This is a genomic window from Paenibacillus sabinae T27, from assembly GCF_000612505.1.
Classification (GTDB): Bacteria; Bacillota; Bacilli; order Paenibacillales; family Paenibacillaceae; genus Paenibacillus_AQ; species Paenibacillus_AQ sabinae.
On sequence record NZ_CP004078.1, the window covers coordinates 1771714 to 1785134 of the forward strand.

Annotated in this window: 10 protein-coding genes; 9 read left to right on the plus strand and 1 reads right to left on the minus strand. The window is 53.5% G+C overall.

The window, feature by feature from the left end; genetic code table 11:
* Nucleotides 1–4: 4 nt before the first annotated feature.
* The gene (locus tag PSAB_RS08090; protein WP_025334071.1) at nucleotides 5–862 is read right to left on the minus strand and encodes an AraC family transcriptional regulator; all 858 of its coding nucleotides are present in this window, start codon (nucleotides 860–862) and stop codon (nucleotides 5–7) included.
* Between the two features lie 266 nt (nucleotides 863–1128).
* Between PSAB_RS08090 and galE the strand changes: the two genes are divergently transcribed.
* The 9 genes from galE to ptsP all read left to right on the plus strand — a co-directional run bounded on the left by galE (nucleotide 1129) and on the right by ptsP (nucleotide 12884).
* Entirely contained in the window at nucleotides 1129–2118 is a 990-nt protein-coding gene (galE, locus tag PSAB_RS08095; protein WP_025334072.1) for a UDP-glucose 4-epimerase GalE, read from the plus strand.
* Nucleotides 2119–2162: 44 nt separating this feature from the next.
* Entirely contained in the window at nucleotides 2163–3746 is a 1584-nt protein-coding gene (locus PSAB_RS08100; protein ID WP_025334073.1) for a UDP-glucose--hexose-1-phosphate uridylyltransferase, read from the plus strand.
* A 152-nt stretch (nucleotides 3747–3898) separates the two neighbouring features.
* Nucleotides 3899–5062 (plus strand): iron-containing alcohol dehydrogenase, encoded by a 1164-nt coding sequence (locus tag PSAB_RS08105; protein ID WP_025334074.1) that lies wholly within the window; start codon nucleotides 3899–3901, stop codon nucleotides 5060–5062.
* 213 nt (nucleotides 5063–5275) lie between these two features.
* Complete coding sequence (locus tag PSAB_RS08110; RefSeq protein ID WP_025334075.1) at nucleotides 5276–5791, plus strand: NfeD family membrane protein; 516 nt, start codon at nucleotides 5276–5278, stop codon at nucleotides 5789–5791.
* 26 nt (nucleotides 5792–5817) lie between these two features.
* The gene (locus PSAB_RS08115; RefSeq protein ID WP_025334076.1) at nucleotides 5818–7332 is read left to right on the plus strand and encodes a flotillin family protein; all 1515 of its coding nucleotides are present in this window, start codon (nucleotides 5818–5820) and stop codon (nucleotides 7330–7332) included.
* 223 nt (nucleotides 7333–7555) lie between these two features.
* Complete coding sequence (gene glcT / locus PSAB_RS08120) at nucleotides 7556–8425, plus strand: glucose PTS transporter transcription antiterminator GlcT (RefSeq protein ID WP_025334077.1); 870 nt, start codon at nucleotides 7556–7558, stop codon at nucleotides 8423–8425.
* A gap of 313 nt (nucleotides 8426–8738) precedes the next feature.
* On the plus strand, nucleotides 8739–10811 hold the full coding sequence (gene ptsG / locus PSAB_RS08125) for a glucose-specific PTS transporter subunit IIBC (protein ID WP_025334078.1): 2073 nt from the start codon (nucleotides 8739–8741) through the stop codon (nucleotides 10809–10811).
* 92 nt (nucleotides 10812–10903) lie between these two features.
* Nucleotides 10904–11179: an HPr family phosphocarrier protein gene (locus PSAB_RS08130; RefSeq protein ID WP_025334079.1), complete on the plus strand. Its 276-nt coding sequence runs from the start codon at nucleotides 10904–10906 to the stop codon at nucleotides 11177–11179.
* Complete coding sequence (gene ptsP / locus PSAB_RS08135; protein WP_025334080.1) at nucleotides 11172–12884, plus strand: phosphoenolpyruvate--protein phosphotransferase; 1713 nt, start codon at nucleotides 11172–11174, stop codon at nucleotides 12882–12884. Before PSAB_RS08130 ends, ptsP begins: the two co-directional genes overlap by 8 nt.
* The last annotated feature ends 537 nt before the right edge of the window (nucleotides 12885–13421 follow it).

The window sequence follows — 13421 nt, forward strand, 5'->3', positions numbered from 1 at the left end:
CTTGTTAGCGGTCCTGCTGACGGGCCGTGACGGCGCGGTAAACCGTCGGCGACAGCCCGCAGAAGCGCTTGAACTGGCGCGAGAAATACAGGGCGTCGGTCAGGCCGACTGAAGCGGCCACCTGCTCGACCGACAGCTCCGGCCGTTCGCGCAGCAGCTGGCGTGACTTGTCGATCCGCAGCTTGAGTAGGTAGGTAACGGGGGACAGGCCCGTCTCCTCTTTGAAAATGCGCGACAGATAAGCTCGATTGTAGCCGAGACTCGCGCACATTTGCTCAATGGAGACAGGGTGGGCGTACTGCGAGGACATGTAATGGATCATCTGCTTGACGGTCCGCTTCACCTGTGAGTCCTTTCCCTGAGGGCCGGACTCGGCCTTCAGCTTTCCGGCCGCCTCACCCAGTGTGAGGTAGAGCAGTCCAAGTGAGGTTAAATGACCGCTCTCCCTGCCTTCGAAGAACGTTTCCATGATGCCGGCGAGCGCGCCCGGAATGCCGCTTTCGCCTCCGCAGGCTGCGACCGGCTGCTCGGGAGAGAAGCCGGCTTCCCGGACAGTCCTGTCCGCCTCCTTGCCGGAAAAGGCCGCCCAGCGGTATTTCCACGGATTCTCGGGGTCGGATACGTAACTGACCAGCTGGCCGGGATGGATGAGAAAGCAATCCCCGGGTCCAAGCTTATAAGTCCGCTGCTCTGTGCGGAACATGCCAGTCCCGGTTTCAATGCAGTGCAGCAGAAAATAATCGTAGATTTTTGGTCCGACCTGGTGCGTCGGGGGTGTCTGGCTTTCGCCCGCGAACAGGACATGAAGGTTCTGCTCTTCGTAATATACGGGGTTGGAAGCGACGGAGTAGGATTGTTCCATCCACGGATCCCTTTCTTTCTATACTCGGGTAAAGTCACATTTATCCATACTTTACACACATGATTGCATTACGGCAATAGTCTCCTTTAATTATACTATAAGCATAAAGGTGCTGAATATTCAGTCTAGAAGGAGATGCGGCAAAAGGGTGGATGCTATGGGTTTGCGGATACTTGGAGCTGCATAAAGAATGGTCCCTTAAGGGCCAAAATATTACGTATGCGGCATCGGAAACGGTGTTAAATAATCGGGAGGAGTGAAGGAAGATGGCTATTTTGGTAACAGGTGGAGCAGGGTATATTGGTTCTCATACGGTGGCGGAGCTGCTGGATCGCGGCGAAGAGGTGGTGGTGCTCGACAGTCTGGTGACAGGGCACCGGGAGTCCCTGCTGGGAGGCAAGCTGTATGTCGGCGATTTAAGGGACAAGGAGCTGCTGGCAAAGCTGTTTGCCGAGAACGACATTGAAGCGGTCATTCACTTTGCCGCAAGCTCGCTCGTTGGAGAGAGCATGAAGGATCCGGTAAAATATTACGACAACAACGTATACGGCACACAGTGCCTGCTGGAAGGCATGCAGAAGGCGAGAGTGGACAAAATCGTATTTTCCTCCACCGCCGCTACCTACGGTGAGCCTGAGAAGGTGCCGATTGAAGAGACCGACCGTACCGAGCCTTCCAACGTCTACGGGGAAACGAAGCTGACGATGGAGCGGATGATGTCTTGGTTCGACAAGGTACTTGGAATCAAGTACGTGGCGCTGCGCTACTTCAATGCCGCCGGGGCCCATGCTAGCGGAACAATCGGCGAGGATCACCGTCCGGAAAGCCATCTGATTCCGCTCGTTCTTCAGACCGCGCTGAAGCAGCGCGAAAGCATCGCCGTATTCGGCGACGACTACCCGACCGAAGACGGCACCTGCATCCGTGACTACATCCATGTCAGCGATCTGGCCGACGCCCATGTCCGGGCTGTAACCTATCTGCGCAGCGGAAGCGGAAGCAATTTCTTCAATCTTGGCAACGGCCTCGGCTTCTCCGTCAAGGAAGTGATCGAAACGGCCAAGGAAGTGACCGGTCTCGACATCCCGGTAGTCATCCAGGAACGCCGCGCGGGCGACCCCGCCGTGCTTGTGGCCTCTTCGGACAAGGCCCGCAGCGTGCTGGGCTGGAATCCTTCGCGCGCCAACCTGAAGGAGATTATCCGCAGCGCCTGGAACTGGCATTCGTCACATCCGTCAGGGTACGGAGAAGCCTGATGAACTCCCTTGATACGGTATCCGCAATGAAGGAGTCGAACGTTATGGTTAGCGGTAATACTGCAGCTTCCGCGGCCGATCGGGCACTGTATGCCATTGAGCAGCTGGTGCTGTTCGCCGTAAGACGGCGCCTGATCGAGCCCGCCGACACTGACTACAGCCGCAATCTGCTGCTGGATCAGTTCCGCTTCACTGAACCGTATACGGGTGATGTCGACGAGACGGAATTGAGCGGCCCGCAGGGTCCGCTCGATATCCTGATCGATTACGGCTTCGGCATCGGACTGATACCGGAGAACAGCGACACGTACCGGGATTTGCTGGACGCCAAAATCATGGGACTGCTCATGGCGCGCCCGTCGGAAGTGAACGCGGAATTTTACCGGCTGAGTGAAGAGCGGGGCGGCGCTGCTGCGACGGACCGGTTCTATCAGCTCAGCATTGATTCGAACTATATCCGCATGGACCGCATTTCGAAGAACGTCTACTGGCTGCAGCCTTCGCCTTACGGTGATCTGGAGATGACGATCAATCTGTCCAAGCCGGAAAAAAATCCGAAGGAAATCGCGGCGGCGCGCCTGCTTCCCCCTCCGGTGTATCCGAAATGCCTGCTCTGCCGGGAAAATATAGGCTATGCCGGGCAGCTCAACCATCCGGCCCGCCAGAATCTTCGCGCCATTCCAATTACGCTCAATGACGAGAAATGGTTTTTCCAATACTCGCCTTATGTGTATTACAACGAGCACTGCATCGTGTTCCATCACGATCATGTTCCAATGAAGCTGACGAAGGATACGCTGAAGCGGCTGCTCGGATTTGTAAGCGAGTTCCCGCACTATTTTATCGGCTCAAATGCGGATCTTCCGATTGTGGGCGGCTCCATATTGACGCATGACCACTTTCAGGGCGGCCGCCATACCTTTGCGCTTCAAAAAGCGCCGATCGAAGAGACCTTCAACCATCCGAAGTATCCGGGAGTCAGTCTGGGGCTTGTCAATTGGCCGATGTCTGTCATCCGCCTTCAGGGTGATGAGCCGGACATCCTGCTGGAATGCGCCAACGACCTTTACGAAGCATGGAAAAGCTACAGCGACTCTGCGGCCGATATTCTGGCGTTCACCGAATTAGAGGGCGAGCGGCAACCTCATAACACGGTCACGCCGATTGTCCGGCGCAGCGAAGGGGGCGGGTACGAGCTGGATCTCGTGCTGCGCAACAACCGGACCAGCGAGGAGCATCCCGAGGGCATTTTCCATCCGCACCGGGAGATGCACCATATCAAGAAGGAGAACATCGGCCTGATCGAGGTCATGGGACTGGCGATTTTGCCGGGAAGGCTCAAGCAGGAGCTGGACGACATCGCAGACATTCTGGCTGGGAACTCGGCGGAGCTGGAAGCGGTTCGAAGCGTTGCGGACCACCCTCTGGCCCAGCATGCGGATTGGATCGCGGAACTCACCGAACGATTTGGAACGGCAATGGATCACGAGGATGCCGTGCGGACGGTCCGGAATGAAGTTGGCCTCAAGTTCGCGCAAATTCTGGAGCATGCCGGGGTTTACAAACGCACGTCCGAAGGCCGTGAAGCCTTCCGGCGTTTCGTTAAGAACTTCGGTGCGGTGGAATAGATCAGACAGTAACGGCATGGCCGGTTTCTCTTAGCAGAGAAGCCGGTTTTTTGCTCTGACCGGGAATGTGGACTTTCGCCGGTTTGAACGGCAAAAATTACAGGAATATAATAGAAAATGCAGGACCAATTCTAAAATGCGGAGGTCTACCTATGCGCAATTTCCAATTTTACAACCCGACGAAGCTTATTTTTGGCAAAGGTACAGTGGAAGCATTATCTTCCGAAGTTCCTAAATACGGAAAAAATGTGCTCCTTCTCTATGGCGGAGGCAGCATTAAACGCAATGGCTTATATGACAAAGTCATCTCGCAGCTTCAAACCATTGGCGCGAATGTTACCGAGCTGGCCGGAGTCGAGCCGAATCCCCGCTTGTCCACCGTACATAAAGGCGTCGATCTGTGCCGCAGCAATGGCATTGAACTGATTATCGCCGTCGGCGGCGGAAGCGTGCTGGACTGCGGCAAGGCGATTGCCGTGGGCGCGAAATACGAAGGCGATATGTGGGACTTCGTAGAGCGCAAGGCGGCTCCGCAGGATGCGCTGCCGCTCGGTACCGTCCTGACGATGGCTGCAACGGGCTCGGAGATGAATAGCAACTCGGTAATCACAAACGAAACGACGATGGAAAAAATAGGCTGGAGCAGCCCTTACGCTTACCCGGCATTCTCTATTCTCGATCCTGAAATGACCTTCTCCCTGCCGCGTGACCAGACCGTGTACGGTGTTGTGGATATGATGGTTCATGTCCTGGAGCATTATTTCCACACGGATGGCAACACGCCCGTTCAGGACGGCTTCTGTGAAGCGCTGCTGCGGACCATGATGGATGCCGGCTCTAAACTGGTAAACGATCTTGAGAATTATGAACTGCGCGAGACGATTCTGTATTGCGGCACAATGGCTCTGAACGGTATGGTGAGCATGGGCTTTGCCGGTGACTGGGCTACGCATAATATTGAGCATGCCGTCTCGGCTGTGTACGATATCCCACATGGCGGCGGCCTGGCGATTCTGTTCCCGCAGTGGATGAAGTATAACCTGGACGCCGGCCCTGAGCGGTTCCGCCAGCTTGCGGTAAACGTGTTCGGCGTAGATCATTCCGGCAAAACCGACCGCGAAGCCGGCCTGGAAGGCATCGAGGCGCTGAGCCGCTTCTGGAATTCCATTGGCGCTCCTGCCCGCCTGGCGGATTACGAAATTGACGGAAGCCATATTGGCGCTATGGCAGACAAGGCTGTCCGTTTCGGTTCGTTCGGAAATTTCCGCAAGCTACAGCGGGAAGATGTGGTTGAGATTTACAAATTGGCCTTATAAGCTCTCTTTCAGAGGAACCTGAATCTTTTTTCGAAATAGCTGATCGAATGCCAGTCTTTTACCGGAAGCAGCTGCTTCCGGTTTTTTGCGCTCCTTAAGCATGTCCTGCCACAACATCAATACTTTAGGTATTAATCCATAATTTGTGAAACCTTACACAACCTTTATGCGTTAATAAGATATGGAGTCGGGAACAAGATCGGAGGAGAAACAATGCAAACATTATACATAGGCTGCTTGTTTCTGGGGGTGTTATTTGCCCTGATCAGCTTGCTGGCCGGGGATTTGATCGGGCATGCGCTCGGAGGAATGCTTGATTTTCTGTCCTTTGACGCCTTAAGTCCGACGGTTCTGGCCGGGGGAGTGACCGTGTTTGGGGGAGCCGGGATTCTGCTCACGAGATACAGCGGGCTGGCGAACGAGGCTGTCCTCGTCCTGTCTTTGCTGATATCCGTTTTTATGAGCTTGCTGCTGTATCTCGGATTTGTGAGGCCAGCGAGTAAGAGCGAAGTATCGACCGGCTTCTCCATGCGGGAGCTTCCCGGCAAAATCGGCGAAATCACCGTTCCCGTTCCCGCGCAAGGCTACGGCGAAGTGATGGTGAAATTTGGCCCTGCCAATACGCTGCATACCGCCGCAAGCTTTGACCGCCGGACACTGCCCGCCGGGACAAAAGTGGTCGTGGTTGAAGTGATCGAAGGCGTGGCGCTCGTGTCCGAACTGGATTAACCCATGAGAAGAGGAGAGGATTCATAATGTTTGGTGTACCTGATTTTCTGTTGATACCCGCAGTCGTTATCGCCGTTTTGATTGTTCTTGGCCTGGCTTTTTGGGCTCGTTACAAGACGGTTGGTCCCGATAAAGCAATGATCGTAACCGGCTCTTTTCTGGGCAACAACCATATTTCCGATGATGGCTCAGGAAGGAAAATCAAGATCGTGCGCGGCGGCGGCGCATTTATTTTGCCTGTGTTTCAAAAGGCGGAATTCATGTCGCTGTTGTCCCACAAGCTTGATGTCACCACTCCGGAAGTGTATACCGAGCAGGGTGTCCCCGTAATCGCGGACGGTGTGGCCATTATCAAGGTGGGCAGTGCGGTAGAGGATGTCGCAACGGCGGCTGAACAGTTCATGGGCAAGCCGATCGAATCGCTCAAGGCTGAGGCCCAGGAGGTGCTGGAAGGGCATCTGCGGGCCATTCTGGGGACGATGACGGTAGAGGAAGTGTACCGCAACCGCGACCGGTTTGCCCAGGAGGTGCAGGGAGTGGCCGCGCGGGACCTTAAGAAAATGGGGCTGCAGATCGTTTCTTTCACCATTAAAGATGTGCGCGACAAGCACGGATATCTGGAAGCGCTCGGCAAGCCGCGGATTGCTGCCGTCAAGCGGGATGCGGAAGTCGCCGAAGCGGAGGCGCTGCGCGACGCAAGAATCCAGAAGGCCAACGCGGAGGAGCAGGGCCAGAAGGCCGAACTGCTGCGCGATACGAATATCGCGGAGGCATCCCGCGACAATCAGCTGCAGATCGCCGCGTTTAAGCGGGATCAGGATACGGCCAAAGCGGACGCCGACCAGGCCTACCATATCCAGGAGGCCCGCGCCAAGCAGACCGCAGTGGAGGAGCAGATGAAAGTAGAGCTTGTCCGCAAGATGCGGGAGATCGACCTTCAGGAGAAGGAAATCCAAATCCGCGAGAAGCAGTATGATGCGGAAGTCAAGAAGAAGGCCGAAGCGGACCGCTACGCGGTGGAACAGGCTGCAGAAGCGGAGAAAGCGCGGAAGATGAGAGAGGCCGACGCGATGCAGTACAGCATCGAGACGCAGGCCAGAGCGACAGCCGAGCAGAAACGTCTCGAAGGGCAGGCCGTCGCCGACGCCGAGCGCGCCAAGGGTACCGCGGATGCTGAAGTCATCCGGCTGCGCGGCCTGGCCGAAGCGGAAGCGAAAGAGAAACTTGCCGAGGCTTTCCAGAAATTCGGTGAGGCTGCGGTGCTGGACATCATCGTGAAAATGCTGCCCGAGCTGGCAGGCCGAATCGCCGATCCGCTATCGTCTATCGATAAGCTGACTGTAGTCGATACAGGCAGCGGTGAGGGAGCCGCCCGGGTGAGCAATTATGTGACCGGACTGATGGCAACCGCGCCGGAAATGCTGAAGAGCGTCTCGGGCATTGATCTGGAACAATTGATCAAAAGTCTGACAAAGACTGGAGCGCCCGGCAAGCAGGAGTCTCCGGCAGCCGTTCCGGTTCAAACTTCCCTTGCCGAATAAATAATTATCCGGTCCATGTTATGTTCAGAGCCGTTTCGCAAGCAAGGTCCTTTCCCCCCGCTCCGGCGGGGGAACATTTCTGGACACAATTGCTTGAAAAATCGGCTCTCTTTTTTACAGATTTCTTGATGTTGAGAGCGTGCCAAAGTATAATTTAACCGTGCCGCTTCCATTTAAGCTGCTGCCAAATGATAGGGTATTCAGAAATAAAAGAGGTGTACACGTGAGCAGCATAACTGTGGCCAAGGTGTTGAATAACAATGTTATTATTGCAGATCATCCCCAATATGCGGAAGTTGTCGTGATTGGAAAAGGAATCGGTTTCAACCGCAAAAGCCGCGATCAGATCAACCTGTCCGCCGTAGAGAAGATGTTCATTCTCCGTAACCAGCAGGAGCAGGAACAATATAAACAGCTTGTGCCACAGGTTGAAGAGAAACTGATCGAAGCGATTCAGGAAATCGTGCTGTATATTGTTCAGCACAGCAATAAGCCAGTCAACGAGCATATCCATATCGCGCTGACCGATCACTTGTCCTTCGCAATACGGCGGTATGAGCAGGATGTCGCCTTTCATAATCCTTTTTTGTACGAGACCAAAGAGATTTACCCCGAGGAATATGCCATGGCCGAATACGCCATCGACAAAATTAACAAGGCCATGAACGTAACGATGCCGGCCGACGAGGTGGGCTTTGTAGCTCTGCACATTCACAGCGCACTAAGTAACAGACATATTTCGGAGCTCAAGCAGCATTCGAAGCTGATCGGAGACTTGGTAAGCATAGTCGAGGACAGTCTCGAATATCGCGTTCCCCGGGATTCGCTGGATTACTCCAGACTGGTTACCCACATGAGGTTCGTGCTGGAACGGCTGCGCCGCGGGGAGGCAGTCAGGGAAACGACCTCGCTTGACGGTTTGATGAAACGCGAGTACCCGGAAATGTATGCGCTCGCTTGGAAGCTGACCAAGGTGATCGAGCAGCGGGTGCACTTGTCCGTATATCCGGCGGAAGTCAGTTATTTGACGGTCCATTTGCAGCGTTTGGCGCAGAAAAAAGAGGACGAGGGCGATTTGAATAAATCGAAATAGCGCAATAGTGTTTTAGTCCATGGTTTTAGACCAATTTTGAGTACGAGCGAACGAATGTTTTTTTAAGATTATGTATTGCAAGAAAACGTATTCAGTGCTACAATTATCAATGTCAATAAGTTGCAAAACAGAATACTAACGTGTAACTGATTCGATCAGGCATGAGTGATTTACGGTAACTTGGTTGTATTTCCCCTTGTCGGGGTAATCTAACTCTAGGGTTAGGGAACAACCGGTAGACTGTTTACGCTCATGCCTTTTTTGTGCTCTGTTTTGCTTGTTGTTCATAATCGTTAAAGGAAGTGACACTTCAATGTTTAAAAAGCTTTTCGGGGTTTTACAGAGAGTCGGTAAAGCGCTAATGCTTCCTGTTGCGATTCTTCCGGCGGCGGGCTTGCTGCTGGGGATTGGCAACATGCTGGTCAACCCGGACTTTCTGCAATATGTGCCGGCGCTTGAGAACCATTCGGTTCAGGCCATTGCTAACGTATTGATGAATTCGGGGCAAATCGTCTTCAGCAACCTGTCGTTGTTGTTCGCCGTCGGGGTGGCGATCGGTCTGGCCGGAGGCGAGGGTGTTGCGGGCCTTGCGGCGATCATCGGATTCCTCGTCATGAATGTGACAATGGGAACGGTGCTCGGAATCAACGATTACGTTCTGAGCAGACAGGATTACGCCTATGCCAGCGTATTGGGGATTCCGACACTTCAGACCGGGGTGTTCGGCGGTATTATCGTCGGTATATTGGCGTCATCCATGTACAAGCGCTTCTTCAATATTGAGCTGCCCTCGTATCTAGGGTTCTTTGCGGGCAAACGCTTTGTGCCGATCATGACGGCCGTTACATCCTTGATCCTGGGTCTTGTTCTGACCATTGTCTGGCCTCCCATCCAGCATGGACTTAACTTCTTGTCCCAGAACATGATCAATACGAATTTGACGCTGTCGGCGTTCATCTTCGGACTGATCGAACGTTCGCTGATTCCGTTCGGCTTGCACCACATTTTCTATGCGCCGTTCTGGTACGAGTTCGGAAGCTATGTCGACAAGGCGGGCGATCTGGTCCGAGGCGACCAGCGGATCTTCATGCAGCAGCTTCGTGACGGCGTTCCGTTTACGGCGGGTACGTTTACAACCGGTAAGTATCCGTTCATGATGTTCGGGCTTCCTGCCGCCGCTCTGGCTATCTACCATGAGTCCAGACCGGAGAACAAAAAGGTTGTCGGCTCCCTGATGGTATCCGCGGCCTTGACTTCATTCCTGACAGGGATTACCGAGCCGCTGGAGTTCTCGTTCCTGTTCGTGGCACCGCTGCTGTTCGCGGTACACGTCGTTTTTGCCGGTCTCTCCTTTATGACAATGCAAATTCTTGGCGTCAAGATCGGTATGACCTTCTCCGGCGGGTTCATCGACTATACGCTGTTCGGGATTATTCCGAACCGCACCGCATGGTGGCTTGTCATTCCAGTCGGTCTTGTGATAGCCGTCATCTACTACTTCGGATTCCGTTTTGTGATCCGCAAGTTCAACCTGAAGACGCCGGGCCGCGAAGATGCGGTCGACAATGACGCCGACGGTACGGCTGCAGACGCGGCGGCGGTTTCTACGGCGGGCGATGATTTGCCGCGCAATATTCTGTCCGCTCTCGGCGGCCAGCAGAACATTGTTCATCTGGACGCCTGCATTACCCGACTGCGGGTTGAAGTTAAAGACAAAGTGAATGTCGACAAGAACCGGCTGAAGAAGCTGGGCGCGTCGGGTGTGCTGGAAGTAGGAAATAACGTACAGGCCATTTTCGGCACCCGTTCCGATACGATCAAGTCGCAAATTCAGGATGTTATTTCAGGCAGAACGCCGGCAGCAGCTCCTGTAGCCCTGGCTCCCGAGCCGGAAGCCGAGCAGCAGGCAGGTGAACAAGGTCTGGCTATTATCCCTGAAGATATCGTTTCGCCGGTTAACGGTGAACTGCTGGATATCACGCAGGTTCCGGACGCCGTGTTCTCCCAGAAGATGACGGGTGACGGCTTCGCGTTCCTGTCCTCCGACGGCAAAATCGCTTCGCCGGTCTACGGTAAAGTGTTCAACGTATTCCCGAGCAAGCATGCAATCGGCATTATGTCCGATGGCGGCAAAGAAGTGCTCGTCCATATCGGCGTCAACACCGTTAAGTTGAAAGGCCAGGGCTTTACCGTACTGGTAGAAGAAGGCGATCTTGTCGCCGCAGGCCAGCCGATTATGGAAGTCGATCTGGAATATGTGAAGGCTCACGCGCCTTCCGTCATTTCGCCGGTAATCTTCTCGAATCTGCCGGAAGGCTCTGCGGTAACGCTGAAGAAGCCGGGCAAGGTGTCCATTGGCGATAAAGACATCATCTCCATCCAGTAAAAGTGCAAACCGGCTGCGCATCCTTTATAATATATGGAAGCGTTAGCCATTACCTTATACACTACAAATTAGAGAAAGCGAGTTGGATAATTATGCAAAAAACATTCAGAATCATCGACGAGGACGGAATTCACGCACGCCCGGCTACTGCCCTGGTAAACACTGCTACAAAGTTCAAAGGCACTGAAGCATTTGCAGAAGCAAAAGGCAAAAAGGTAACTTTGAAATCGATCCTCGGCGTTCTGTCCCTTGGCCTGGAACCAGGCGACACCCTGACGCTGATTACGGAAGGCAGCGAAGAAACTGAAGCATTGAGCGCGCTTCAGGAAGTTATGATCAAAGAAGGGCTGGGAGAGCTGAATGACTAAAATTTCAGGAATCGCGGCTTCGGCAGGTATTGCGGTAGCCAGAGCCTTTATCCTGGAACACCCCGACTATACCATCAAGAAGACCGCTGTAGCAGATGTAGAGGCGGAAGTTGCCAAGCTGGATCAGGCGCTTGAAGTATCGAAAGCGGAGCTCCAGACGATTAAAGAGCGCACTTTGGCGGAGCTGGGCGAGAAGAAGGCGGAGATTTTCGAATCCCACCTGCTTATTCTGGATGATCCTGAGCTGATCAGCCCTGTGAAGGATAAAATCCGCGAGGAATCGGTAAATGCGGATTACGCATTAAACGAAGTGTCTGCCCAATTCATCGCCATGTTCGAGAACATGAAAAGCGCGTACCTTCAGGAACGCGCAGCCGATATGCGCGACGTGACCAAACGTGTAATGAATCATCTGCTGGGCATCCATTATGTGAGCCCTGCGGAAATCAGTGAAGAGGTTGTCGTCATCGCGGAAGACCTGACGCCGTCCGACACGGCTCAGCTGAACCGTCAATATGTCAAAGGCTTTACGACCAATATCGGCGGACGCACCTCCCACTCGGCCATTATGGCCCGCTCCCTGGAGATTCCGGCGGTTGTCGGCACCAAGAATGTGCTGTCCCAAGTAAAAGCCGGTGATCTCGTCATTGTAGACGGCCTGAGCGGCGATGTGCTCATTAACCCGAGCGACGCCGAGGTGGCTGAGTACACCACGAAACAGGAGGCCTATGCTCAGCAAATTGCGGAGTGGAAAAAGCTTCGGGACGAGCCGACGGTATCCGCCGACGGCACGCATGTGGAGCTGGCCGCCAACATCGGTACGCCGAATGATGTGGCGGGCGTAATTGAGAATGGCGGCGAAGCCGTAGGCCTGTACCGTACCGAATTCCTGTATATGGGCCGCGACAAGCTGCCTTCCGAGGAAATTCAGTACAATGCCTACCGGACCGTTCTGGAAAATATGAACGGCAAGCCGGTTGTTGTCCGGACGCTGGACATCGGCGGGGACAAAGAGCTTCCATATCTGGATCTGCCGAAGGAAATGAACCCGTTCCTGGGCTTCCGCGCAGTGCGTCTGTGTTTGGACCGCCAGGATATTTTCCGCACGCAGCTCCGCGCTCTGCTGAGAGCAAGCGTTCACGGCAACCTGCGCATCATGTTCCCGATGATCGCGACGCTTACGGAATTCCGCGCCGCCCGCGATCTGCTGTTTGAAGAGAAAGCCAAGCTTCTGGCCGAAGGCCAGGAAGTTTCGGACAACATTCAGCTCGGCATTATGGTGGAGATTCCGTCCACGGCCGTACTCGCGGATCAGTTCGCCAAAGAAGTTGATTTCTTCAGTATCGGTACGAACGACCTTATTCAATATACAATGGCTGCCGATCGTATGAACGAACGGGTATCCTACCTGTATCAGCCGTACAATCCCGCAATCCTGCGTCTGATCAAGAACGTTATCGACGCGGCTCACGCCCAGGGCAAATGGACGGGAATGTGCGGTGAGATGGCCGGAGACGCAACAGCCATTCCGCTGCTGCTTGGCCTTGGGCTCGACGAGTTCAGTATGAGCGCCACTTCCATTTTGCCGGCACGCAGCCAAATTTCGAAGCTGTCTGTCGATGAAATGAAGACATTGGCCGCTAAAGCGCTGGATCTAGGCACAGCGGAGGAAGTAGTTGCTCTGGTGCGCGGCATCAGCAGCTAATCCGGCTATCGGCCGGGGCATTCCTTCGATTTAACAATCAACCACTTTTCCAACAATGACTCAGCCGGTCCATCGGACCGGCCTTTTTATTTCTGCGGGGAAGCTCCTGAAAAAAGTTAGTTTTTCCAAAAAATAAGGATTTTTAAGGTCTGCGCACTTATTACTTTGTTTTATTTTTCTACGAGAAATGGTACCGTCCTTAAAAGGACGGCGAAGCCGTTTCTTCTTGTTTTGGCGAAAGTTCGTGGCAAAATGGGGATGATGTTCGGAAATCTGCCATATTTCTTGGGCATTTGCATATATTTTCTAGTGAATTGCGTTTTTGTGCAGGTTATAATCATTAAAAATTGAAGATAATTTAGTTATTTATATACAGGAAATAGTCATTTTAACCGATAATAAAAGTAAGAGGTTTCATAAGAAAGCCAAAAACCCAAACCTGTGAACATACTGTTACATATTATATATTGGCAATGAGTTTTATGCCTTTATTATTCATCATTTGCCATGTATAAGGCATCCGGGTTTTGGGTATAT

What these genes read in the sequence shown, in the direction of transcription:
- PSAB_RS08090 (WP_025334071.1), bottom strand. Translation starts at nt 862, where the DNA reads ATGGAACAATCCTACTCCGTCGCTTCCAACCCCGTATATTACGAAGAG.
- galE (WP_025334072.1), top strand. Translation starts at nt 1,129, where the DNA reads ATGGCTATTTTGGTAACAGGTGGAGCAGGGTATATTGGTTCTCATACG.
- PSAB_RS08100 (WP_025334073.1), top strand. Translation starts at nt 2,163, where the DNA reads ATGGTTAGCGGTAATACTGCAGCTTCCGCGGCCGATCGGGCACTGTAT.
- PSAB_RS08105 (WP_025334074.1), top strand. Translation starts at nt 3,899, where the DNA reads ATGCGCAATTTCCAATTTTACAACCCGACGAAGCTTATTTTTGGCAAA.
- PSAB_RS08110 (WP_025334075.1), top strand. Translation starts at nt 5,276, where the DNA reads ATGCAAACATTATACATAGGCTGCTTGTTTCTGGGGGTGTTATTTGCC.
- PSAB_RS08115 (WP_025334076.1), top strand. Translation starts at nt 5,818, where the DNA reads ATGTTTGGTGTACCTGATTTTCTGTTGATACCCGCAGTCGTTATCGCC.
- ptsG (WP_025334078.1), top strand. Translation starts at nt 8,739, where the DNA reads ATGTTTAAAAAGCTTTTCGGGGTTTTACAGAGAGTCGGTAAAGCGCTA.
- PSAB_RS08130 (WP_025334079.1), top strand. Translation starts at nt 10,904, where the DNA reads ATGCAAAAAACATTCAGAATCATCGACGAGGACGGAATTCACGCACGC.
- ptsP (WP_025334080.1), top strand. Translation starts at nt 11,172, where the DNA reads ATGACTAAAATTTCAGGAATCGCGGCTTCGGCAGGTATTGCGGTAGCC.